Source organism: Gaoshiqia sediminis (assembly GCF_025907915.1).
GTDB classification, from domain to species: Bacteria; Bacteroidota; Bacteroidia; order Bacteroidales; family Prolixibacteraceae; genus Gaoshiqia; species Gaoshiqia sediminis.
On sequence record NZ_JAPAAF010000005.1, the window covers coordinates 105435 to 130354 of the forward strand.

The window sequence follows — 24920 nt, forward strand, 5'->3', positions numbered from 1 at the left end:
AAAGCCCTAGCGATCAAATCATTATACCCATTTAAAAATCATTAACAAATTGATATACTTGTCATTAAAAAAATCCCCCATTGACTGGATCGTTTTTGTATAACTGACAAAATCATTTTGAAGATATTCGAAATATACTATTTTTGCTGTCCCTAAAAAAACGACTTAACTACTCCAATGGCTTACAAACCGTAAGCTCCTAATTTGATTATTTAATCATTCAGAAAACTAAACTATGACATACGATCAGTACATGAATATCTTTTCACAGCCCCTTTTTTACCTGGGTTCCGTTTGCGCAAACGGAAAAATATTTTTGCAATCAATATGGTTGAAGATTAAAAGAAAAATAGTTTTCCCGCCGCTGAACCGATCTTTTTCGAAAGAAAGTCCATCGGCTCGCCTAAACATCATAAACATCTTTGATTCAGTCGTTACATTTTTTTTAAATAGTTCCGTTAACGTTGACGGAACTAATATGGCACGTTCAATAAATCCTGTTGGATTAGGTGCTTTTTCTCAAAAAATTTGAACTAAATAATCCATCAATGTCCCTTAATAATAAACAAACACAAACAATGAATCAAACACGAAAAGCTGTAGGTATTTTCCTGATGGTACTGTTTTCATTCACCGTAAACGCTCAGTCTACACCAGCATTCCCAGGCGCTGAAGGTGGCGGGAAGTACACCCCAGGCGGCCGTGGAGGCAAAGTGCTATATGTGAATAATCTGAGCGACGATGGAGAAAAGGGCTCGTTGAGATGGGCTGCTACCCGCAAATACCCCAGAATTGTGGTTTTCAAAGTTTCAGGAACCATTGAGCTGACCAAGAAATTACTCATCCGCAGCAACGATCTGACTATTGCCGGACAAACCGCCCCGGGTGATGGAATCACCATCAAAAACTACCCGGTAAAAATTGATGCTGACAATGTAATCATCCGATACCTGCGTTTTCGCATGGGCGACCAAACCGGGCAGCAGTCTGACGCTTTGGAAGGGCAGTTTCGCAAAAATATCATCATCGACCATTGCAGCGTGAGCTGGAGCACCGACGAATCTGCTTCCTTTTACGGAAATGAAAACTTTACCATGCAATGGTGCATCCTTTCCGAAAGTTTAAACCACTCCGTACACGCTAAAGGCAATCATGGGTACGGGGCCATTTGGGGCGGCAAAAATGCATCGTTCCACCACAACCTGCTGGCCCACCACAACAGCCGGAATCCGCGTTTCGATCATCCCGGCATTTACGATTCGCCCGAGCAGATGAGCGAATACCGCGGAAACGTTGACTTTTCGAACAACGTTGTTTACAACTGGTACAACCATGCCAGCTATGGCGGCGAGGCCGGACAATTCAATATCGTCAACAATTACTACAAGCCAGGCAAACAGTCGAAACGGACTGATCAGTTTTTTCAGGCCTATGCAGAAGCATACGGATACGGCTCATTCTACATCGCCGGAAATGTGGTTGAAGGAAATCGGGAGATTATCAAAGACAATTCCCTCGGAGTAGATCTAAAAGATGATGGTAAAGTAAGCGAAATCCTGACTCCTGCCCCATTTGCCATTGCCGGTCAACAGAAATATGAACCGGCCAAAAAAGCTTTTAAGCAGGTTTTAAAACATGCCGGAGCTTCGCTCGTCCGCGATGAAGTTGACCAGCGCATCGTCGGTGAAGTAAAAAACGGAACCACAACTTATTCGGGCAGTAAAGAAAACATTGCCGGTATTATCGACAGTCAGCAGGATGTTGGCGGATGGCCGTTGCTGAGAACTGCCGCTGCTCCGCAGGATTCCGACGAAGACGGCATGCCCGATGCGTGGGAGTTGAAAAGCAAGCTCAATCCGAATGATTCGGAAGACGGAAATGCAATCCACAAAAGTGGTTATACCAACCTGGAAGTTTACCTAAACCAGTTGGCAAACCGGAAAAATTCTATTCAGAAATAAGAAGAATGAAAATAGAGTGTATGGAAGACAAACAATCAAAAATTAATCAATCAGTTAATTAATCATTAATCAATTACAAACTAGTCAGTTGAATCACCTAAGCAGATCAGTAATGAGAGATTTGATTCCAACTGCATCAATTAAAAATTATCCTATGAATAAAAAGCTATTTAGTCTTTTACTGTTGTTCCTGGTTTCGTTTGGCGCTTTTGCCCAAACCACACAGGTAACCGGAGTCGTTTACGACGATCAGGGTGAAACCCTGCCGGGAGCATCAGTTATTGTAAAAGGCACCGCCAACGGCGCCTCTACCGATTTTGACGGTAATTTTGTACTCAACGTAAGTAACGCAGCCAGCCAAACCCTGCAAATCAGCAGCATTGGGTTCGAAACAGCCGAATTTTCGCTGGCCCAAAAAACCACCGGTATTGAAATACACTTGACAAGTTCGGTACAAATGGTGGAAGAGATCGTTGCCGTAGGTTACGGTACCATGAAGAAGAAAGACCTGACCGGTTCGGTATCTACTGTAAATGCAGATGCGCTCCGGAACATCCCGGTAAGCTCAGCTTCGGAGGCCATTACAGGACGTATGGCCGGGGTGCAGGTAATTACTACCGAAGGTTCGCCCGATGCCGAGGTGAAGATTCGCGTACGCGGTGGCGGCTCCATCTCACAGGACAACTCGCCTCTCTACATTGTTGACGGCTTCCCGGTAAGCTCAATCAGCAATATTCCGCCAACCGACATTCAGGACATCACGGTGCTGAAAGATGCCTCATCAACCGCCATTTATGGTGCACGTGGTGCAAACGGTGTAATTCTGATTACGACCAAAGGTGGTAAAGAAGGACAAATCAACGTAAACTTCAATTCGTATGTAGGTGTACGCCAGCGGGTGAAATCGCTGCCGGTGCTGAGTCCTTACGAGTATGTGATGTACCAGTATGAAGTTGACCAGTCGTCCACCTTTCAGGGATACTACGGGGTTTACGATGATCTGGACATTTACAGATCGGTAGAAGGTACCGACTGGCAAGACGAAGTGTTTGGACGCACTGCTATGCAGCAATACTACAACCTGGGTGTTAGCGGCGGAACAAAGGCCAGTACATATAACCTCAGTTTAACCCGCTCGGACGAAGAAGCCATTATGATTGGCTCCGGCTTTGAACGCAACAACCTGAACTTCAAACTTAGAACCGAAATCAGCGATGCTGTTTCGCTGGATTTCAACACCCGCATGTCGCATACTATTATTGAAGGTGCCGGTACATCATCCGACAAATCGGGGGCTAACACCAAACTGCGTAATGCGGTGAAATATGCACCCACTCGTGGTTTGCGCGAATTCAGCCAAGGCGACCTGGCCGACGACGACATTAACTCACCCGAAGCAACCAGCTTGTTGTTCGACCCGGTAGAGTCGGTACTGGATGAATACAAAAAACAGTTTAGGCTGAATATGAACTTCAATGCTGCCCTGAACTGGGAAATCACCAAACTCCTGACTTTCCGCACCGAATGGGGTTATGCATTCAACCAAAACCGCACTGACTATGTTTGGGGTCCTGGTACCAGCACCGCCAAGCAATATGCCGGACAGCCGGTTGGGCGTGTGTACAATTACGATGGCGAAAACTGGCGTTTTGCCAACACGCTGACATTCGAAAAAAAGAAATTCGCTCCCGGGCAGGACATCACGGTGATGATTGGCCAGGAAATGTCTTCCAACTCGGCAAAAAGCATCACCAATGAGTCTCGTTTCTTCCCGAATGGTATGGCTGCCACCGATGTGCTGGCTATGTTCAACCTGGGGACGGCGATCCCAACCATCACAAGCATTCCGGCTGATGAAAACTTGTCGTCCTTCTTTGGTCGCGTTAATTACTCGATTAACGACAAGTACCTGATCACTGCGACCATGCGTGCAGACGGTTCCAGTAAGTTTGCCGAAGGAAATCAGTGGGGGTATTTCCCATCGCTGGCTTTTGGTTGGCGAATGAACCAGGAAGGATTCATGGAATCGACCTCGGACTGGCTCTACAACCTGAAAATGCGTGCCAGCTATGGTTCGTCGGGTAACAACCGCATTAGCAGCGGGTTGTGGCGTACCAGCTACAGTACCTCAAATGAGAACAAGCCTTATTTCCCGAACGAAAGCGAAGCCTCACAGCTGATCCCCAGCTCATCGCTGGCCAACACCGACCTGAAATGGGAAACCACCCATACGGCAAACCTTGGAATCGATTACGGTCTGTTCGACGGCCGCATTAACGGGTCGTTGGATGCTTATTACAACCGCACGGTGGACCTGCTAATTGACCAGCCTGTGCCGGAAAGTACAGGTTACTCCACGCAGATGATGAACGTGGGACAAACTTCGAACCGCGGTATCGAATTGGTAGTAGATGCGGTATTGGTTGAAAAGAAAGACTTCTCGTTGAATGCATCGTTCAATATCACTTTCAACAAAAATAAGGTGGACAAATTCTCGAATGGAGCTGAGAACTTCAAAACGTACTCTTCGGGCTGGAACGGATCGGCTGCCCCAACCTCCGACTACATTGTCCGTCAAGGCGAAGAAGTGGGCCAAATGTACGGTTATGTAACCGAAGGCATGTACTCGTTTGATGATTTTACGTTTGACAATGCAACCAATACCTGGAAAATTAATGAGGAAGTGGCCAGCAACAGTTCACTGACTTCGGCCGGCGCTTATTTCGGCCCTGGTGCTTTGAAATTCAAAGATTTGAATGGCGACTTTGTGATTGATGAAAAAGACAAAACCATACTCGGATCGGCCCAACCCATCCATACCGGTGGTTTTAACATTTCGGGGCGTTACAAAAACTTCGATTTCTCTACCTTCTTCAACTGGTCGTACGGAAACGAGGTTTACAATGCCAACAAGCTCGACTATACCAGCTTGCTGTTGTCGCGTAAGTATCAGAACCTGATTACTGACATGTCGCTGGAAAACCGTTTCACCACCATTGACCCGGCAACCGGCCTGAACATTTACAGTGGAAACAATGCCGACCCGGCCCTGTTGCAAAGCCTGAACGAAGGTAAAAAAATGTGGATGCCTTTGCACACCACGACAGCCCTTCATTCATATGCCATCGAAGATGGTTCGTTCCTGCGTTTGAACAATGTTACCGTAGGTTATACCCTGCCTCTGAGCTGGAATGCCGGCGAAAACAAAGGAACACTTCGTTTCTATTTCACCGGGTACAACCTGGCCATCTGGACAAACTATACCGGTTTCGACCCGGAAGTGGATACCCGCAGAAGCACTCCGCTGACTCCTTCGGTTGATTACTCCGCTTATCCGCGCAGCCGCCAGTATGTTTTTGGTGTTAACTTATCATTCTAATTACAAGCACAATGATGAAAAATAAATTTCTAATAGCAATTTTAGCCGTTCTGACTCTGGGCTTCGCGTCGTGTACCGATTTCCTGGAGCAGACTTCCGATTCAGAATACACCAGCGACGTGGTATTCTCCACGCCGGCTTATACCAACTCTGCCATCATGGGTATTTACTCGGTGATGACCCTCGACGAAATGTATTCGTCGCGCATGGCACTGATGTACAGTGAAAACTCAGATATCGAAATCGTTGGCGCCGACCGCAACTCTTTCAACCAACAAGGTAACCGTGGGATCAGTAATTACACGGCAACTCCCAGCTGGTCGGGCCATCTCGACCGTACCTGGAAAGCGCTGTACAAAGCCATTGAACGCGCCAACCTGGCCATTGCGGAAATTCCGCAAAGTGCTGCCTATACCAATGAAGACACCAAAAAGGCCATGCAAAACTACTATGGAGAAGCTTTGACTCTTCGTGCCTTGTTCTACTTTGAGCTGGTCCGTCATTGGGGTGATGTTCCTTTTAAATTGGATCCAACGCTTTCGGATGGTTCAAACTTTTACCCGGCTGTTGCCGATCGCGACGAAATCCTGGAATACATGATCGAAGACCTGGCAACAGCAGCCGAGATAATGGACTGGGGAACCACCCCTGAAAGGATGAGCAAAGGCTTTGCACTTGGTTTGCAGGCAAGAATGGCTTTGTGGCGAGGTGGTTATTCCATCCGTAATAAAGAAGGCTTCCCTACCGAGCGTGGCGACAACCACGAATACTATTACCAGATCGCTCGCGATGCCACCGCCAAAGTAATCAACGAAGGCCCGCACAAACTTAACACCAACTATGTAGATGTATTTAAGAAGCTTTGTGCCCTGGATTTGGACCTGTCGTCGTACGAAAACCTGTTTGAAGTAGCAATGGGACTTTCACGCAGTAGCGAAGTTGGTTATTCTATTGGTGTCCGTTTCCGTACAAACACGAAATATGGCTATGGCAACAACGCCAACGTGGTATCAACCACCCCATATTACTTCTACCAGTTCGATCAGGCCGACTTGCGCCGCGACGTGTCGGTTGCATGTTACGAATATCGTCCCGACGACAAGAATGTTCCGAAAGAAACTTTCGTAAGCAACCCGTTCTTCTGGACCATCGCCAAATACGATCAGCGCTGGATGAGCGAGGAATTTAAAAACATTAACCTTCCTGCTACATCAAAAATCGGTTCAGGGATTAACTGGGTGATGATGCGCTACTCCGACATCCTGCTTATGTTTGCCGAAGCCGAAAACGAACTGAACGGCCCCACGCAAGCCGCAAAAGATGCCATGAAAGCAGTTCGCAGCCGCGCCTTTGCCGAAGCCGACCAGGCTGTTAAGGTTGAAGCTTACGTCAATAATTTGGGTAGCAAAGAAGAATTCTTCAATGCCATTGTGAACGAACGCATGTTCGAGTTTGGTGGCGAAGGGATCCGCAAATATGACCTGATTCGCTGGAACCTGTTGGGCGCGAAAATCGAAAAACAGCGCGAAGGTTTCCGCAGCATGATTAACGAAGGTACCCTGACGAATGAACTGGGTCAGGAAATTACCATTCCGCAAGCCATCTTTGTGAAATACAACGATGACGAAGAAACCATCAACGAAAACGAAGTGAACTTTTACGAAGACAAAGGCAATGATATCATCAGCGGCTATGCCGATCCGATTGGCTGGATGACTGGTTTCTCGGATACCAATAAAGATATTTACCTGGAAACTGTTGAGAAGTTCAGCTCAGGTTTGGATGCTGAAGTTCCCAACCGTCACCTGTTCCCGATTTATCAGGAAATTGTAACCCAGTCAAACGGGACAATTCAGAATTCGTACAATTTCTAAATCAATCAACCGGGCATTTGTGTTTCGCTGGCGAAACACAAATGCCCCCTTAAACTTTTAAAAAATGAATTTCAAAAAGACAATAAATATCCGTCTGATTTTTGCGACCCTGGCCGGACTCCTGCTGTTCAATGCCTGTGTTGACAAAAATGATTGGGACGTGGACAGCTCGTACAGCCGCATGTTCCGCCCGGCAAACCTGGCCGTAACGGGTGTTACTGCCACCACCGCCGATGTAAACTTTGTAGCCATTCCCGGATCGGCTTACTATTTAGTGGAGTTGAGCCAGGACAGCCTGGTGTTCGAAAGCATTGTAGCCACCTTGGACACAACTGCCAACCAATTTACACTACAGAATCTGGAAAGTAACAGCCCATACTCCATCCGAGTGCAAGCTATCTCTGCAGATGCCAGCAAACCTTCATCGGCCTGGAGTGAATTGTATTTTAATACCCGTGCCGAGCAAATCATGGAACCCGTTTTACCGGGTGATATCATGAGCCGCAGCGTTAACCTACGCTGGACAGCCGGCGCTACCGTTACCAATCTTCAGATTTTGGACGGAGATGGCACTGAAGTGATGAATTTGGCTATCAGCGCCGAAACGATGGCTGCCGGAAGCTTGAAAGTAACTGGTCTGTCGCCGGAAACCAGCTATACTGCCGTATTGCTGAATGGTACCAAACAAAGAGGTTCGGCTACGTTCACCACTTATCCGGATGTGCCCGACGCCGACCTGCTGTTTATGATGGAGGCAACTGATGTGCTTACTCAGGAGACCTTCGATACGCTGACTGTTTCGTCGGTAACCTTTGCCTTCCCGGCGGGTACCTATTATAACTTCAGCGAAACGTTGCAGTTGCCGACTGATGTGGCTTTCAACTTCTTCGGCTTGCCCGGGGATACAAAAGCTATTCTGAACATCAAGCAAATTAACATGGGGACCAACCACGAGTACATCAAATTCATCAACCTGGATGTAACAGGGATGGTTTACGAAAATGGTGTTCCCACAGGAGCTGTGTACGACTACCTATTCAACCAATCGGATGAAGCAACAGTTGGATCAATTGAATTCTCCAACTGTTTGATCCGCGACCTCGGCAGAACACCGCTCCGCTTACAGGGTAGTGGAAGCAACAAATATATTGGGTTGGTTAAAATCGACAACTGCCTGGTTTACAACATGCCGGATTCATACTACTTCATCAATTCAAATGTCAGTACCTGTCAGATGGCGAATATCAGCATCACCAACTCGACCTTCCACAACATCATGCGCATGATCATGCATACGAATTCCAATAACGAGAGCCTGGTTATTTCAGACTGTACGTTCAATAATGTATTGGCTTCAGGTCGTTACTTCATCGATATGAGCACCAGTTATGGACCAACAAGCGAATTTAAAATCACCAACAGTATCTTTGGCGATACAGCGGATGATAACGCTCGTGGTATCCGCGCAGCAAGCGCTCCGGTTGTCACGAACACCTTTGCAACTTCCGACTTTGTATTAGGCGGAAGTTCCATCAGTGGTTTAATCGACTATCTGGGACTTTCAACCGACTTGTTTGCCGATCCGGCCAACGGCGATTTCACCATCAAAGACGAACTTTTTGATGGAAAGAGTTCGGCAGGTGATCCTCGCTGGAGATTTCAATAAAAAATAAAAGTTCTAACTAGTTCAAAACTGCTCCTTCGGGGGCAGTTTTTTTTGTTTTCCTTGTACCCTATTCATTCCGAAGAGCTTCGTATAAATTGGATTTCATAGCCAGGCGATTGCCAATAAATACCCATAACCAGGCATTGGCAAGTACAACCCAAAAGATGAACAAACTCCAGTACAACAATCCGGCATATAACGAGGAAAGGAGGCTGGGCAAAGCAGCCAGCACGGCAGGTATCAATCCGATGCAAAGAGACAACACAACCAGAAATAAATTACCACGAAGAACCATTCTCCTAATCACATTTCTCCGGAAACCAATAGCCTCCAGCAGGGCATATTGGGACTGCTTCTCAAAGATGCTACGAAAAATAATAATACCCAAACCGATTGTTCCGATTAGCAGCCCTAAAGCGCCAAGCATCAAGAAGATATTCAAGTATGTGTTTTCGATTTGATAGAACAACAACAGGCGTTCTTTAGCTGTGGTAAGCTCCAAACCATAGTTCCGAAAGGCCGAGCGAAGAGCTTCTTCTTCCAGTTCCGGTGCTTGAATTAAAAATACCTGTGATCCACTCACCGACGGGAAATTAGCGTAAAACAGACTGTCACCAATCAGGATGTTTCCCTGAAAAACGGAGTTAGCCAATCCCCCGATCAATTTCAACACGACCGGTTCACCGGCTTCGTTCTGATAGACCAGCGTATCGCCCACCGACTTGCCGAGCCCCCATTTAATTACCGTTTGATCAGCAATGGCTGGTATTTGTCCGTTTGGCAAAAGTTTGTTGAGCGACAACCAGGGATGTTCCGCATCCAACTCGTCCGTTTTTGTGGTAAATGAAAACGCCTGCCGTTTATCCAGCGAGGATGGATCGAAACCCAACAGTCGCGGACGGCTCACCCGGTTCAGGTTCAGACAGCTGGCATCGTCACCCGGCACCGCCTGAAACTGCACAAAATCAGCCTGTAGTTCCTCCACACCCACTTCAAAACGACCTTCTGCGCTATTCAAATCATGTAACACCGGAAAGCTTGTTTCTGCAAAGAAGGTGAAACCACCAGTTCCTGATGATGGCCGTTCGGCATGGGCAGTCAAATCCTTCCGGTTCATCCCGGTGGAAAGTACCAGGAAAACACCTACCGAAAGAAAGCTGATGACCAGCATATTGCGGCGGCGGTCTTCCATCATCAATAAAAACAAAAAATGACGGTACGACAGGCCCTTCGCACCCAAATTGGCAAACCGGACAAAACCAATATTCACCAGCAAAATCAATCCGGGCAACAATCCAAATCCACTGATGTAAAAGATTAGCGGATTGATTTCGCGACCAATTCCCTCGATCAGCAACAGCAGGGTAGAAAGCGAAACTAAGGCGGTGCCGGTGAGGAGCGACCATTTACCGGGTTTCGTCTTTTGTTCCTGCACATGCTGAACCTGTACAATTTGCCGGTTCGCATAGTTTCGTAAAATCAGCCACACACTGGCCAGGCTGATGGCCGAAACAATCGCTACGGCCTGAACAATAGCTGCGGCAGTTACGTGAATATGCAGGATAGTGGTACGCACAATCTCGCGCCAAATGGTGTTGATGGCGTCCAGAATCAGGCTGTTGTAAGCCAAGCCGAGGGGCAAACCCAGACCGGCGCCAACGATCACCAAAAATAAGGCTTCGACAAAAAACAGGCGGCGTATCTTTGTTGCGGCAAAACCAAGGGCATGCAAGGTACCGATCTCTGCACGACGGAAGTTCAGATACAACAAAAACATTAGATACGCCAGCAACAGAGCTGCAAAGAGTACAAAAAAGCTCAGCCCGATAAACAGTTCGCCAAAATCCACTCCCTGTCCGGCGGCCTGCAACCCTTCCGAGCGGGCATCTTTAACCTGGAAGCCAACATCAAGGGGGACTAGTCCCTTTAATAGCTGATTTTCAAAATCAGCAGACCTCAGCCCTTCCACCCTGATGGCTGTTGCCAACCCGAAACGGTTGCCCCATAAACGCTGGGCAGTCTGCAAGTTTACAAACGCTTTGGGTGTTCCTTTATATTCGTTCCAGTAATCCTCATCTTTCTGGCGTATCTTCGACAGATCGACCGGCACACCGGTTTCCCAGTCGCTGCAATGCCCGGCGTCAGACAAACCGGGAATATCGGGCATCAGGTTGACATCAGCATAAGGTCCCAGCATCTCTACAATTCCGGCCACACTGAACCAAGCTGTCTTTTCAACCAATTGGCGGAGCGGCCCAACCTCAAAATAATTAAGCTGAAGTGAATCTCCAAGCTCTGCACCTAAATCATCAGCCAGCCAGTTTGTTATTATTATCCCATTGTCCACCAGTGAGCTGTTTTCATTCGATAATCCGGCCACAAACGAATAAGGCGTCAGCCGGTTTTTCAGTTGAATTTGATTGACGAAATAAGATAAAACCGGATAGCTGTTTTCTATACTCAATGCCTGCTTAGTCACCGAAGGTTCGATAAAAACCCGGTCGGAAACCAGCTCGGTATAATTCAGTGCTTCATTTTCACGTACTTGCAGGTTTATGTCGTTTAGTTGCCAATTGGTTGAAAGGCATTTCAGCAATTCGTTCCGGTCGTTTCCTTTCCAATCTGTCAGCACGATGTTGGCCTTGTCTGAAAGCTGCATCTGCCGATTTAGCAAATCGATGGAAATGAAAATATTTTTGGGGGACGACTGGATATTCTGCAGGTTGAAATTGCCTGTTTCCTCAGCTGTTGCGATGGCTTTTACCTTCACCCGAAAAGAAACCGTGCTTTCATCGGCTGATACAAAAGGCGTGTTGGCGGGAAAAGTACTCAGTTTATTGACGCGCAACAGCAGCTCACCGCCAACTACAACGCCAAGAATATCAGATAGTTGCTGATTAATGACGGCTTCATTGCCTGCTAATTTATACAAACTGTCTGTTCCTGCAAAGTAGTCAAAACCGGCTGTCACACCCCAAACCTGCAGCTGGTTTGCCCGCGCCCGGCCGCCATCCAAAACTGCCATCCCGTTGGCAAACAAAAGCGGGGTAGTTTGAGCATCTTCCGACGCCAATTCTGCAGCCAGTTCTTCCCGAAAAAGCCGCTCACCGGCAGTTATCACCCATGTGGCATTTCCCAAACGTTGGAGGGTAATCTGTTTTAAACTGAACGAAACCGAATCGCCGATGATGAAAGCACCGAGTAAAATAGCCGTACTAAGCGCCACACCCAGAATGATCGTCAGGTTGAGTTTCCAAAAATGAATCAGTGATTTCAGGGCGTACCGGAAAATAATCATGACGCAGCGAGTTTCAGTTTGCCATCAATAAGTTGATAGATTTTGTCCATTTTAGCGGCTAAAGCCATAGAGTGCGTTACCACAATCAGACTCACTTGTTCTTCTTTGTTGAGTTGAAGCAATAAATCAGCCAGCTGTTCCGCCGAATGCTGATCAAGCGCACCGGTAGGCTCGTCGGCCAGCAGAATTTTGGGTTGGTTGATCAAGGCGCGGGCCACCGCGGTGCGCTGACACTCACCGCCGGAAAGCTGGCCAGGCTTCTGCCCTTTCAGCGATCCTATACCAAGCTTTTTAATTAACATGTCAGCCCGCTCTTGCTGATTCTCGTTAACTTTTTTTTGTTGGGCCATCACGGGCAACAACACATTTTCCTCCAAATTCAACTGAGGAAGCAAGTGATGAAGTTGAAATACAAAACCGATCGACCGGTTACGAAATTCGGCCAATTCTTTTTCATTTTTGTTAAAAACCGGTTCGCTATCTAGTAATATTTCCCCCGATTCAGGTTTGTCCAATGCCCCCAGCATATTGAGCAAAGTGGTTTTTCCCGAGCCGGAGGGCCCGACAATGGCCACACTTTCGCCTTCGCGAACAGTTAATTCAAGCTGATCCAGGATGATGCGTTTTTCGCCCGAACCGGAAAGAAAACTTTTTGTTAACGCTTTTACTTCAAGCATAATAAAATATTTAGGGGGCTACCTTTTCATATATTTTCACCAGTTTTTCCGCTTGTTTATGAATATCGAAGCGGGCTTTCACACCTGCCAGGCCTTTTTCACTCAGTTCTGCCAATTTATCTTTTTCCAGAATAATGCTTTTCCAGGCTTTGGCCAGTTTTTTAGCGCTGTTTGGGTGATAAATAATACCGCCTTCCGATAACCCCACCACCTCAGGGAAAGCGCCCAGTTCGGGCTGGACCAGCGGAATGCCAGATGCCAGTGCTTCGAGCTGATAAAGGCCAAAAGCTTCGCCATTCAGAACAGGCACCGACAACACGGCCACCGAGTTAAAAAAATCCTGGCGTGAGGGCCCTTCAAATTCCTCTACCCAAAGGACATCCTGTTCCAGCTTGGCCGCTGCAATTTTTTGTTTTTGTTCTTTAATAAAAGCCGTATCGTCATTGGTTTTTCCACCGGTAATTTTCAGTTTCACGTGCCGGAAATGTTCCTCTTCCTTCAAATGGATAAAGGCATCGACCAAAATACCCAGACCGTTTTCTTCGCACATGCGCGAGATAAAACCAATCATGGGTTCCTTTTCTCGAATATCCTTCACTTCGTAATCGGCGGCATCCACGCCAATGTGGTTGACAAACAACTGTTCTTTTTTCAAGTGAAGTCGTTTTTGCATATCATCGGCATAAAATTGGCTCACAGCCACAAACGCGTCCACCTCGCGAGCCCGCTCCTGCATCAACTCCCAAACCTCGTCGCGATGCAGGTCGCTCATCACGTCCACCCACACGTCTTCGTCCTGCAGTGAGCATACCACCGGAATGCCTATTTTTTGCTTGATACGCCGGGCCAGTCCCAATAGCAGGGCATTCGATAAGTGAACGACATCCGGCTTGGCTTCATTTTTCAACCAATCGACCAAGCGCTCCAGTTCATCTTTTTGCAAGCCGTCCTCGCCCAGCAACATCGAAACGGTCATTTCTTCAAGCCCCTTGGCACGGGTTGATCCTGCATTTTGGGCGGCCAGGTTCAACACCGTCTTCGAGTTCAGCATCTTGTCCACAAATGCTGGCATATGCCTAAAAACAGGGAAGCGTTGCTTTAAGTAAATATCCACAGCCCCGTAAAATACAGGCACTTCATTTAAATCATGGGCATCTTCAAATAAGGGCAGGTACATGGGAACTTTCACCACTTGCTTGCCCAGATCCTGCAATGCTTTCATGTATTTGCTGTCGCGAAGGCAGTTTCCGCAATAAAAACTGCCGCCTGAACCCGGTATAATGTGTGCGATTTTCATAAAAACATCCTCCAATTTTTCCAACAGAAGAGAAGAAAATTACATTAATGGCTGAATTATATATCGTTATAGCATAAAACAACAACAAATTCCTCCAACATTCCCCTCCTTTGAGGGGTTAGGGGAGGCTCCCAAAAATATAGATTCGTCCGTCGTTGGCCCCGATGATTACTTTTCCAGCGCAAACTGCCGGTGAGCTGGCAATTTGGCTGCCAATTTCATATCTCCAGAGCTCTTCGCCGGTTTTCAGACGGTGCATGTAAATCATGCCATCCATCGTGGCGGTAATGATTTTATCACCAACTATAACAGACGAAGAATTGATCCGGTTTGATAAACGTTTGTTCCAAACAGGTTTTCCGTTGAGCCGGTTGAAACAATAAAGATTCCGGTCTTCGTTCCCCAAAACAATAAAATCCCCGGAAACCGCTGGAGAAGCAATAAACGGGAGGTTTTTATCCGGATTGTTGTAGGTCCATTTAATTTTTCCAGCCTCCAAATCGACAGCAAACAATTGACCCTCGTAATCACCGATGTAGGCTTCATTTCCAACAATAGCAGGCGATGAAGCCACATATGTTGACAATTCAATTTTTTTCGTCAACCGACCGGTTTTTAAATCAACGAGGTGCAAAAAACCATCGCAGCCTCCAAACACCACTGTGTTTTTGTAGAGCGCTGGCGCCCCATTGATAAAATTGTCCGATTCGTACTTCCACAGGTTTTTGCCAGCGGCCAGATCTACTCCGTGCAGAAAATAGTCGTAGCTGCCCACTGCCAGCACCGTTTTTCCATCCATATTGTTCCAATTGGCCGAACCGATGATTTGGTTGTCGGTTTTGTATTTCCACACCAGTGTCCCGTCGGTCTGATTCAGACAGAACAGCCATCCGTCCAACGAACCAAAGATGACTTTACCGTCCAGCAGAATGGCAGGCGCTTCGATGCTGTTTTCAGCGTCAAACTTCCATTTCAGCTGACCATTCAGGTTGAAGGCGTAAAAAAAACCATCTGTCGATCCGCAATACACCAGGGCGCCTTTCACAACAGGCGAAGCTTTAATGTCGTCACCGGTTTGGAAGGAGGTCAGCAGTTTCAACTGATCGGGCAAGGTTGCATGGATAGCCCCTGTCAGTTGCCTGTTGCCGCGAAAGACGGGCCATTCGCTTTGTGCGAACAGCGAATTTGCGAGTAGTAAAAGAAACAGTATTATGGTGTCTTTTTTCATTTGGATCTTGTTTTAATCCGAATCTGAAACAAGCTCAGGATGAAGTTTCAGAAATGGTCAATTGCTCTTCAGAGTCAACTTTTGCCAACGCACCGGTGGGACATTTTTCAGCAACCAGCCCGGCGGTTCTTTCCAGGGCCTTTGCCACTGTCTCATTGAAAGGTACGCCAATTTCAACATCAAACCCGCGGCCAATGAAGGAAAAACCAAAAGTTTCCTGATACTGTTGGGTAATCCGTACGCATATACCACATTTGATGCACTTGGCCGGTTCATAAATTATTGTTGAATCCGCAAACTCTTTGCGTACCGGCAAGCGGTCGTCGTACTGAAATCTTTTTTGTTCGGCACCGTACCGGTCGGACAGTTCGCGCAGTTTGCAGCTCTCCGGGTTGCGGCAATCGCAATGCAAACAGCGCTTGGCTTCGGTTACGGCTTCTTCAACCGTAAAACCTTCCGCCTTGCCTCGGCTGGCTGGTTGCCGGACAGTATCGACCGATTCTTTCAGGTATTCAGCATATTCAGCCTCGGCCAGTTTCCCGAATTTCGAATTGAACCGCGACGAATAGGCTTTCAATTCGTTTGTTGTAAATAGTCGGTCCAAAATGAATGCCAGCTCTTTCCCCTGGCCAACCGAGCGGACGGCTAATTTAGATGGGCGAAGCGCATTCCCGATGGCAAATACTTTATTTATTGAGGTTTGGTATGTTTCTTTATCCACATCGACACCGTTTTTAGAGAGGACTAGTCCCCACTCTTTGAGCTGATTGTCTAGCATACCTGATGCCAAAATCACCGCATCGTATTCCTGCTGAAGCTGTTGAAATTTCGCTTGATCAACTTCTACCTGATAATGAACTGAAATGCCCGAATTCAGGATGGTATTGATTTCGGTCTCCAACACTTTTGCGGGCAAAACGGATTCGTCAATTTTCAGCAGGTCACCTCCAGCCTTTTCATTCTTTTCGAAGATGGCGACCTGATGTCCGGCTTTGTTCAGGTAATAGGCAGCCGCCAAACCGGCCGGCCCTGCGCCAATGATGGCCACGCTTCTACCCGACTTTGCCTTTTGAGAAAAGGGCGTTTCGTCTTTCAGTAATTCCTGGTCGGCCGAAAAACCTTTCAACAAACAAATAGAAACCGGCTCATCAACCTGTTTGCGGCGGCAACCGGCCTCGCAGGGCGCCGGACAAATACGTCCCAAAATGGCCGGCAGGGCAATGTCGCGTTTCACGACTTCGATGGCTTTCGTAAATTTTCCGGCAGCAATCAGCCGGTTCATCAGTGGAATGTTCATATGGGCCGGGCAAACCAGCTGGCAGGGCGCTTCGCAGTCGCCTACATGCTCACTCAACAGCAGCTCCAGCGCCGCCTTCCGCGATTCATGGCATTCTGCATCATCCGTAATGATATTCATGCCCTCCATGGCCGGCATAGAACACGAGGCCATCAAACGCCCGTTACTGGCATCCTTCACCAGGCAAACCATGCACGACGTAAAATGTGCCGTCCCCTCCAGGTGGCACATGGTCGGGATATCGATGCGAAGCTGCCGGGCCGCCTCCAATAGTGTTGTTCCCTCGGTAACTTCAACAGACTGGTTGTTTATTTTTAGCTTGATCATTTTCATCATGCAACAATTTTTAATAAATCTGCCCGAATTTGTTGCCAGTCTTGATTTAGATTTATGGACAATATTCTGATTTTATGATTTTTATACTTGAAGGAATACTCAAAGTTATTTTGGATTGAAGGATATAATAAAATCCCTTCACAATTAAGAGTAATTTCTGAATCAGTCTCTTGATTTTTCAAATATGAAAAGATCTGATATAAATTACTCGAATTTATTTTTTGCTTATCATATCTGCGTTGAAATGCTTCTTTGTAATATTTAGTATCAATTATAATTTTTTTATACCCTTTCTGCAAAGTTATATCCGTCAACATTGTAGGTAGCATTTCTAAATCCTCTGTATTATCAGATTCAAACTTCCATGTTATTGAATCACTTGAAACTGAAAAATCCGTTTCGACTTTGTAGAAATTTCTTACAAAAGCTTCAAATAACCTTGCCATCGCCTTTTCTTCACGAGTGAAATCCTTGAATTTATAGTTCCCTTTTGACTCGTCAATAAATAAATTCTCACTAACTATCTGGCATACTTTTAAAATAAAATCATAGTGATAATTATTACGATGTAGCCTAATTTGATTAAACATTGACTTTCGAATAACTATTTCAGAAATGGGCGGTAATTTCAAATAGATTTTATGTAATTCGTCTTTTAATGATGAATCTAAATTCTTTGTTCTTAGTAATTTCCCGATAGTCGTTTTTATAATTTGGTTGTGTAAAATATCATAATCAAATTCATCGTAAATACAAGTTGTTTTGCTTAGAGGAAGAACATTTTGTTTTATAGTTGCTGAAAAATTGAATTTCCCTTTAATGCCCATTATCACATCTTCATGCTCAACGTAATACCTATCCAAACCTTGCTTTAATAAGCGTGAACAACTATTTGAAAGGACTTTTGCAAATAAGTCAATTAATTCGGTTGAATCAATTTCATTTACATCAACTATTTCACTTTCTTCAAGCTTATTCCAAGCATAGCAAAGCAAATAATAGATATTTTGAATTGGTATTTGCATAATTACGACAAAAGCAGATTTATTTCATTATCAACTTTTTCATTATCGTCAAACCAGTATTCTTCCAATAAGGGTCTTATTTCAAACTTAACAATATTCTCAAACCACTTTCTTTCATTTTCAGAATTTGCATTGCAAAAAAAGCTATGCCCAATCAAGAAGCCCGAGCCCAAATTTTTATCGGATTTTATTTTTGCATTTAACAAGTTAAGTTTTGAAGATATTTCCCGTATAAAATCTTTTGAAAACCCTTTAGAGACAAGAAAATCTTTAAATCTAGCATTAAATTTTGGTTCTAATGTAATAAACCTAAATCGTCTACGTAAAGCATAGTCAACAATAGCTAATGAACGATCGGCAGTATTCATTGTGCCAATTAAATAGAGATTTTCAGGAACGGAAAATAAGGCATCATCCTTTTCGGAATAGGTTAACGGAACGCTGTATTTTCCTCTTTTGTCAGATTCAATTAGCATCATTAATTCACCAAAAATTTTACTGAGATTCCCCCTGTTTATTTCGTCTATTATAAAGAAAAACTTTTGGTCAGGCTCTAATTCTGCCTTTTTACAAAAATCATAGAATATGCCATTTTTAACCTTGAAGCTTTTTTCTGAAGGTCGAATTCCTTGAATAAAATCTTCATACGCATAAGATTGATGAAATTGAATCATCCTGATTTTTGTATCATCAGTATTTTTCATCATTTCGTAAGCAATCTTTTTTGCTACGAATGTTTTACCAACTCCGGGAGGGCCTTGTAGAACAATGTTTTTCTTAACTTCAAGTGAATGAATAATTTCGTTTATTTCATGTTCTTCCAAAAATGGTTTATCAGGGTCAGCGGAAAATGAATATTGCTTTATTTCGACTTTCTCAATTTCCTTTTCAGTAATGATGTTTTTTTCATCAATTAAATCACGTATTATGTCGAACTCATCAGCAGTTAGACTAAATAAACTTCCTTGATTATTGATAAAAACTTCGCAGTTTTCAAGTCCTTTGGTTTCCTTTAATTCATCCCATGAAATTGGGTCTTTGACTATTTCTTTAATTTCAAAATTTATGATTTCGCCCTCGTTATCATCAATGTGCAAACCTTCTGTAATTTCAAATATTGCCTTAATTTGTTTTACTGGTGTGCTCTCATAACCAATTACCAAATCACCTGGCTTTGCTTCTTCAAAATATTTATAAATCCTACGTTTGTTTCCTTTGTCGTTATGCGATGTATAAGATTGAATATCTCCAAGTTCGTAACTGTCAATGCGCCAAATTTTAGGATTAGCATTTAACCACCAAAAGTTTTGTGATTCAGAATCTTTTGGTAATGCTTTAGGTGGTGGCAATATTTCCTTTCCTGATTCTAAGTCATTAAAAATCTTTTCAAATGCAGGATTACTTAGAATATATTTCTCTTTTATACTGCTCCATTTTAGAGTAGGTGTAAATGTATCTGGTCTGAAAATGGTTTTTTCAAAATCAACTAATTGGTTTATTAGCCATTTTACCTTTCTAATATGTTTGTTTTCTTTTCTTTCAGGTTTAAATTCATATTCACCAGTAATGACACCTATTCCAAGTGCTTTGCTTTTTCCTTTATTGGCAATTACAACATCTCCGATACTTGCATCCCGAAAATTTTCAATATTCCAGATTTGATTTGAATTATCTGAATCTTCAACGCCTAAATCTTCTGCAAGTGTTTCTGTTGTATAAGTTTTTAGGTCGGTTAAATCATCCCATCCAATAGCAATTATGCTTTCTTTATAAAATTCGTCCCAATAAATTCCATTTTCTCCCGGTGCAAATTTCCAATAGTTAATTAAAGCATTGTTTTTTCTTTCAACCGATTCCTTTGAAGCCTTAAGTTTTTCAATCACTTCTTCAATCGTATTGAAATCCTCAAGAGTATTTGATGCCTTGTCATTTATATCCCAACCAGCAAGAATTCCCGCTTCAATTTTTTCAGCACCTATTTTTATAAATAACTGATAAGCTTTTCTGTGAGAGATTTTGTTTTCTGGGAAACCTGCTATCCAGCAATATGAAGTTCCATAATTTTGAGGACCATTAAAATCAACTATATGACTTGTGTAGTTTTTAAGTTTTAATGCTTTTTCTAATCCATCGACAACTTTATCTAACGCTGAACTTGATTCATTTTTTATGGAGTTTGTGTAAATAAATGGAAAGAAAATACAGAAATTTCTTTGCCAATTTACAAAAGGGGATTTCTTTTTCTGAGGATAGTTCTTTAAAGCATTTACTAATGTATCTCCGTATTTTGAAAAATATTCTCCGTCTTTTTCAATTATTTTAGTCTTAATGTTCTCAACTGTTTCAGAACTAATCTGAGTACCTTCTTTTAACAAATGTAGAATGTCAAAACGCAGTAAATTAACAGGCTGAAATCGGGTTGCAGAAAAATCTGAACGTACAAAACTAAAATCATTAATCAATCCTTCAATTTCAGTTTTAGATTTATTATTCAAAGAATCAAAGAGATATTGTTCACTTTGTTCTAATTTTTTAAGTTCCCTAGCATGTTTTTGAATTATTTCAATTGCTTTTTGCATAACTATTTTTTTTCATGAAAAGATAACGAATCATTAAATTCATAATTATTTTTCTTTACAAAATACGATTAAAAATCGCATCACCCGTAACCTGTAACTTATCTCACAATCACCGCGTCCACCGGGCAAACCGGGCGGCAGGCATCGCATTTGATACACAATTCCGTATTGATCGTATGCTTTTTATGCGGCTCAAATTTGATAGCATCCACCGGACATTTTTGGGCACATTTGGTACAACCAATGCAGTCGTCGGTGATTGAATAGGTGATCATTTCCGTACATTTTCCGGCCGGACAACGCCCTTCAATATGGGCTTCATATTCATCATGAAAATATTGTAGCGTGGTCAAGACTGGGTTTGGAGCCGATTTTCCAAGGTTGCACAAGCTGCCTTTTTTGGTCCAGTCGGCGAGGTACTTCAGTTCATCCAAATCTTTCTTGGTTCCTTTCCCGCTGGTAATCTTGTTCAGGATATCGAGCATTCGCTTGGTGCCCACGCGACAGAACGTACATTTTCCGCATGATTCGTTTTGGGTGAACGACAAAAAGTACCGCGCAATGTCCACCATGCAGTCATCTTCGTCCAACACCACCAAGCCACCGGAGCCCATCATGGCGCCCACTTCAATCAGCGACTGATAATCAATCGGCGTGTCGTACAGCGAGGCCGGGATGCAGCCGCCCGATGGCCCGCCTACCTGCACAGCCTTGAACTTTTTGCCATTTTGTACACCGCCGCCAATTTCCTCCACAATTTGCCGGATGGTGATGCCCATGGGCACTTCGATCAGTCCGCCGCGGTTCACTTTCCCGGCCAGCGAAAACACTTTGGTCCCTTTGGAATGCTCGGTGCCAATGGCGCTGAAATGGTCATTTCCATTGCGGATAATGTAGGAAACCTGTGCAAAAGTTTCGGTATTGTTGATCAATGTTGGGTAACCCCACAAGCCTTTTTGTGCCGGGAACGGCGGGCGAATGGTCGGGAAACCACGGTTTCCTTCGATGGAGGCCATCAGGGCCGTTTCTTCGCCGCACACAAAAGCACCGGCCCCCTCATAGATTTGGATATCGAAGTTAAAATTACTGTCCAGGATATTTTCACCCAGCAGGTTTTGTTCGCGGCAATTGATCAGCGCTTGCCGGATGCGAATAACGGCTAGCGGGTATTCAGCCCGGATGTAAAAATAGCCGTCCGTTGCCTGCACAGCAAAAGCAGCAATCAGCATCCCTTCGATCACCCGGTACGGGTACGATTCAAGCAGCATACGGTCCATAAACGCGCCGGGGTCGCCTTCGTCGCCATTGCAAATCAGGTACTTCTTCTCCCCTTTTTCTTTTTCAACCAACTCCCATTTCAGTCCGGTAAGAAAGCCGGCGCCGCCACGCCCGCGCAGACCGCTTTCTTTTACCGTTCGAATCACTTCGTGCCGGTCCATCTTCAAGACGGTTCTCAGTGCTTCGAAGCCGCCAAAGCTTCGGTATTCGTCCATATCCAGCGGATTAATCACCCCGCGGTGCTCGGTAGCAACCGGTAGCTGGCGGTCCAAAAAGCTGGACACCATTTCATCGCGCACGTCAATCATGTAGCGGTCAACCCCCTCCCACGACTCGTCGGATTGTACTTTTTCGAGAAAATTGTATGCCTTGGATTTCAGACGATCCAGAAAATGTTTTGGTTTGAAATGGGTACTGATAATATCGGCAACCTCGTTGGGTTTAACCTTGGCGTACAATTTACTGTGCTTGTTTTCGTCGATCACTTCTACCAACGGCACCTGGTGGCACATGCCTACGCAGCCCACATTTTTGAGGTGAAGGTTGATGCCGGTACCGGCAATGGTCCGCTCAATTTCTTTTTGCACATCCTGGCTGCCGCTGGCCACACAGCACGATCCCAATCCGATGCGTATTTCTCCTTGGAATTCAGTTCCGTCGGCATTTCTGAACTTGCTTTTTTTGCCCACTTTTCCTACCTGACTTTCAAAGTCTTTCAGGACAGATTCAATTTTATCCGAAGTAACATGCCCGTATGTAACATCATCAACCTGAACAACAGGGGCAAGAGTGCAACAGCCCAGGCACGATACTTTTTCCAGGGTGTATGTCCCGGATGGATCAGTCTCTTCAGTACCGGAAAGCTTAAAATGCCGTTTAAACGCATCGTAAACCTGCATGGCGCCTTTCACATGGCAGGCCGTCCCCACGCAAACCTTGATCATGTGCCGCCCAGCCGGTACCATCCGAAACTGCGAGTAAAAAGAGGCTACGCCGGTTATATTTCCGGGGGTAATCTCGGTGGTTTCGCATATGTGGCGCAATGCTTCTTCTGGCAAATAATTAAACTCGTCCTGAATAGCCTGCAAAATCGGGATCACGGATTTCTTCGTGTGTCCTTTCTGTTTGACGATTTCGTCAACTACCGTGTTGATATGTTGATTTTCTGTTGTCATCTTCCTTATTTTCCGATACAATACAGGTGTTCAAAACCGCGCAGGTACATTTTTCCATCGGCAAACACCGGCGAACAAACCGATTTTTCACCCAGTTTCGATTCGGCAACCAACTGATATTCTTTCGCCATTTTCACCACATGCAGGTTGCCGCCCATGTCCATAATATATACTTTTCCATCGGCATAAACCGGCGAAGCGTAAATGCCGTTGCTGTATTCCTGTTCCCAGAATTTGGTGCCCTCGAGGGCATCGTAACAAGCGACCACGCCGTAACTGGTGGCAATGATCAGCAATCCGTCGGCTGCCAGCGGACTGGCCACTTCGGGCAGATACTCGCTGTCTTCCCATACGATTTCGGGCTCTTCGCCAAGTTTTATGGCTGCCAGCGTTGCATATTCGTTAGCGGCATAAACGATCCCGTTTGCATAGCCCACTGAAGGCCCAACCTCGCCCATCATGCAATCCACTGTCCACAGTTCCTTTCCGGTTTCGGGGTCGTAACCGGCAACCAGGGGCTCAGCAGTCAGTATCAACTGCTGTTTGTTCCCTACCGTAACCAGCACCGGCGATGCCCACGAAATTTTCACATTTCGCTGGGTTTCCCATGCAGTTGAGCCGTCGATCACAGAAAGGGCTATTACTTTGGAACCCCGGTTGGTATCGTACTGAACAATGAGTTTGTTTTTATAGATGATGAGTGACGAGGAATGCCCGTAATGATTGTCGGGGACCCCCAGGTTTTTTGCCCACAGGCGTTTCCCAGCCATATCTAGCGCAATCAAGTCGCCCGTACCAAAAATGGCAAACACGGCCGAGCCGTTTGTCGCCATGCTTGGGGCAGCCAAGCCCGTATCTTCAGTAACTTTGGGCATGGTGGCGGGCGAGCCCGGAATCTGATCGGCTTTGGCTTCCCACAGCAAATCGCCGGTGTTTTTGTTGTAGCAATATACAACCCTTGCAGCGTTGTCCGCTCCCGAAACGAACAACAGGTCATCCCAAATAACAGGTGAATTGTAGCCGTGTTTTGGCACTTTCACTTTCCAGAGCACCTGCTGCCCCGATGTTGCATCGAACTTCTCGGGCACATTGGTTTTATAGCTGATGCCCGTTCCGTCAGGTCCGCGGAAGTAGGGGTAGTTTTGTCGAATCTGTGCTTGCGTAGGTACCGCTGCAACCGTTTTTGCAGGGGCTTCGGCGGGTTTGATTTCTTTCTCCTTAACTTCTGGTTTATCTTCTACTTCCGGAGCCGATTCTGCCTTCTCATCTTCTGCCTCAATAGCTATGGCGCTTTCCTCCAGTGGGAGTACATCAACTACTTCTACTTCCGGAGAAATCTGCTGCTCCAGAACAACGGCATTTGGCTCATATTCGTCCAGAATATTGTTAGAGAAGAAGCCGGAAAGGAGCGCCAAAGCAAGTAAACCGACGCCTGAATACATCAGCCATTTTCGGGCAAGTTGTTTATCCAGAAAGGCATCTTTGCTAATGCTTTCCATTTCTTCCAAACCGGGCCGGAGCGATTTTTGGTAACGAATGGCCAACACAGAAACCAACACGCCCAGCACCAGCATCCACGAACCGGTCCGGATTTGCCACTGACTAGTAAAGTATGCTTTACGGATCATTAAGTCGAGGGCGCGGATGTCATTTTTCAATGCTTCGTCCTGAGGGTCCTGTCGCAGCCTTTCAACCAGGCTTTGTAAGGCAGGGGTTTCGAGTGGATCAACGGTTTTTAGTTGAAAATAGTTGGCAATCAGCATCACGCTAATTACCAAACAAAATACAGCAGCAATCCAGGCCACCGTTCGTGCCAGGTTCATTTTATCCTTTACGGTCAGGTTCATCGT

Annotated in this window: 13 protein-coding genes; 4 read left to right on the forward strand and 9 right to left on the reverse strand. The window is 45.3% G+C overall.

Annotation, left to right across the window (positions count from 1 at the left end; translation table 11 throughout):
• Window positions 1–578: 578 nt before the first annotated feature.
• The 4 genes from N2K84_RS05475 (at window position 579) to N2K84_RS05490 (ending at window position 8880) form a co-directional block, all read left to right on the forward strand.
• Window positions 579–1961: a pectate lyase family protein gene (locus N2K84_RS05475; protein WP_282590778.1), complete on the forward strand. Its 1383-nt coding sequence runs from the start codon at window positions 579–581 to the stop codon at window positions 1959–1961.
• 154 nt (window positions 1962–2115) lie between these two features.
• A complete protein-coding gene (locus N2K84_RS05480) occupies window positions 2116–5340 on the forward strand; it encodes a SusC/RagA family TonB-linked outer membrane protein (RefSeq protein ID WP_282590779.1) in 3225 nt (1074 codons plus the stop codon).
• An 11-nt stretch (window positions 5341–5351) separates the two neighbouring features.
• Window positions 5352–7214, forward strand: coding sequence for a RagB/SusD family nutrient uptake outer membrane protein (locus N2K84_RS05485; protein WP_282590780.1), 1863 nt, complete (start codon window positions 5352–5354; stop codon window positions 7212–7214).
• A gap of 64 nt (window positions 7215–7278) precedes the next feature.
• Entirely contained in the window at window positions 7279–8880 is a 1602-nt protein-coding gene (locus N2K84_RS05490; protein ID WP_282590781.1) for a DUF5123 domain-containing protein, read from the forward strand.
• A gap of 67 nt (window positions 8881–8947) precedes the next feature.
• Here N2K84_RS05490 and N2K84_RS05495 read toward each other — a convergent pair whose 3' ends face one another.
• The 9 genes from N2K84_RS05495 to N2K84_RS05535 all read right to left on the reverse strand — a co-directional run bounded on the left by N2K84_RS05495 (window position 8948) and on the right by N2K84_RS05535 (window position 24917).
• Entirely contained in the window at window positions 8948–12178 is a 3231-nt protein-coding gene (locus tag N2K84_RS05495) for an ABC transporter permease (RefSeq protein WP_282590782.1), read from the reverse strand.
• Entirely contained in the window at window positions 12175–12855 is a 681-nt protein-coding gene (locus N2K84_RS05500; RefSeq protein ID WP_282590783.1) for an ABC transporter ATP-binding protein, read from the reverse strand. The genes N2K84_RS05495 and N2K84_RS05500 overlap by 4 nt, the downstream gene beginning before the upstream one ends.
• A 10-nt stretch (window positions 12856–12865) precedes the next feature.
• Entirely contained in the window at window positions 12866–14152 is a 1287-nt protein-coding gene (locus N2K84_RS05505; RefSeq protein WP_282590784.1) for a glycosyltransferase family 4 protein, read from the reverse strand.
• A gap of 118 nt (window positions 14153–14270) precedes the next feature.
• Entirely contained in the window at window positions 14271–15380 is a 1110-nt protein-coding gene (locus tag N2K84_RS05510; protein WP_282590785.1) for an outer membrane protein assembly factor BamB family protein, read from the reverse strand.
• Window positions 15381–15414: 34 nt separating this feature from the next.
• Window positions 15415–17013 carry an FAD-dependent oxidoreductase gene (locus N2K84_RS05515; RefSeq protein ID WP_282590786.1) on the reverse strand — a complete coding sequence of 533 codons (1599 nt, stop codon included), beginning with the start codon at window positions 17011–17013 and terminating at the stop codon, window positions 15415–15417.
• Window positions 17010–18038 carry a 5-methylcytosine-specific restriction endonuclease system specificity protein McrC gene (gene mcrC, locus N2K84_RS05520; RefSeq protein ID WP_282590787.1) on the reverse strand — a complete coding sequence of 343 codons (1029 nt, stop codon included), beginning with the start codon at window positions 18036–18038 and terminating at the stop codon, window positions 17010–17012. The genes N2K84_RS05515 and mcrC overlap by 4 nt, the downstream gene beginning before the upstream one ends.
• A gap of 2 nt (window positions 18039–18040) precedes the next feature.
• Entirely contained in the window at window positions 18041–20617 is a 2577-nt protein-coding gene (locus tag N2K84_RS05525; protein WP_282590788.1) for an AAA family ATPase, read from the reverse strand.
• Window positions 20618–20715: 98 nt separating this feature from the next.
• On the reverse strand, window positions 20716–23070 hold the full coding sequence (locus N2K84_RS05530; protein WP_282590789.1) for an NAD(P)H-dependent oxidoreductase subunit E: 2355 nt from the start codon (window positions 23068–23070) through the stop codon (window positions 20716–20718).
• A 5-nt stretch (window positions 23071–23075) separates the two neighbouring features.
• The gene (locus tag N2K84_RS05535) at window positions 23076–24917 is read right to left on the reverse strand and encodes a PQQ-binding-like beta-propeller repeat protein (RefSeq protein WP_282590790.1); all 1842 of its coding nucleotides are present in this window, start codon (window positions 24915–24917) and stop codon (window positions 23076–23078) included.
• Window positions 24918–24920: the final 3 nt, after the last annotated feature.

Excerpts from the sequence above, each read along its gene's own strand:
- N2K84_RS05485 (WP_282590780.1), top strand. The coding sequence starts at position 5,352 with ATGATGAAAAATAAATTTCTAATAGCAATTTTAGCCGTTCTGACTCTG.
- N2K84_RS05515 (WP_282590786.1), bottom strand. The coding sequence starts at position 17,013 with ATGATGAAAATGATCAAGCTAAAAATAAACAACCAGTCTGTTGAAGTT.
- N2K84_RS05525 (WP_282590788.1), bottom strand. The coding sequence starts at position 20,617 with ATGCAAAAAGCAATTGAAATAATTCAAAAACATGCTAGGGAACTTAAA.
- N2K84_RS05495 (WP_282590782.1), bottom strand. The coding sequence starts at position 12,178 with ATGATTATTTTCCGGTACGCCCTGAAATCACTGATTCATTTTTGGAAA.
- N2K84_RS05510 (WP_282590785.1), bottom strand. The coding sequence starts at position 15,380 with ATGAAAAAAGACACCATAATACTGTTTCTTTTACTACTCGCAAATTCG.
- N2K84_RS05535 (WP_282590790.1), bottom strand. The coding sequence starts at position 24,917 with ATGAACCTGACCGTAAAGGATAAAATGAACCTGGCACGAACGGTGGCC.
- N2K84_RS05505 (WP_282590784.1), bottom strand. The coding sequence starts at position 14,152 with ATGAAAATCGCACACATTATACCGGGTTCAGGCGGCAGTTTTTATTGC.
- N2K84_RS05530 (WP_282590789.1), bottom strand. The coding sequence starts at position 23,070 with ATGACAACAGAAAATCAACATATCAACACGGTAGTTGACGAAATCGTC.
- mcrC (WP_282590787.1), bottom strand. The coding sequence starts at position 18,038 with ATGCAAATACCAATTCAAAATATCTATTATTTGCTTTGCTATGCTTGG.
- N2K84_RS05490 (WP_282590781.1), top strand. The coding sequence starts at position 7,279 with ATGAATTTCAAAAAGACAATAAATATCCGTCTGATTTTTGCGACCCTG.
- N2K84_RS05500 (WP_282590783.1), bottom strand. The coding sequence starts at position 12,855 with ATGCTTGAAGTAAAAGCGTTAACAAAAAGTTTTCTTTCCGGTTCGGGC.
- N2K84_RS05475 (WP_282590778.1), top strand. The coding sequence starts at position 579 with ATGAATCAAACACGAAAAGCTGTAGGTATTTTCCTGATGGTACTGTTT.
- N2K84_RS05480 (WP_282590779.1), top strand. The coding sequence starts at position 2,116 with ATGAATAAAAAGCTATTTAGTCTTTTACTGTTGTTCCTGGTTTCGTTT.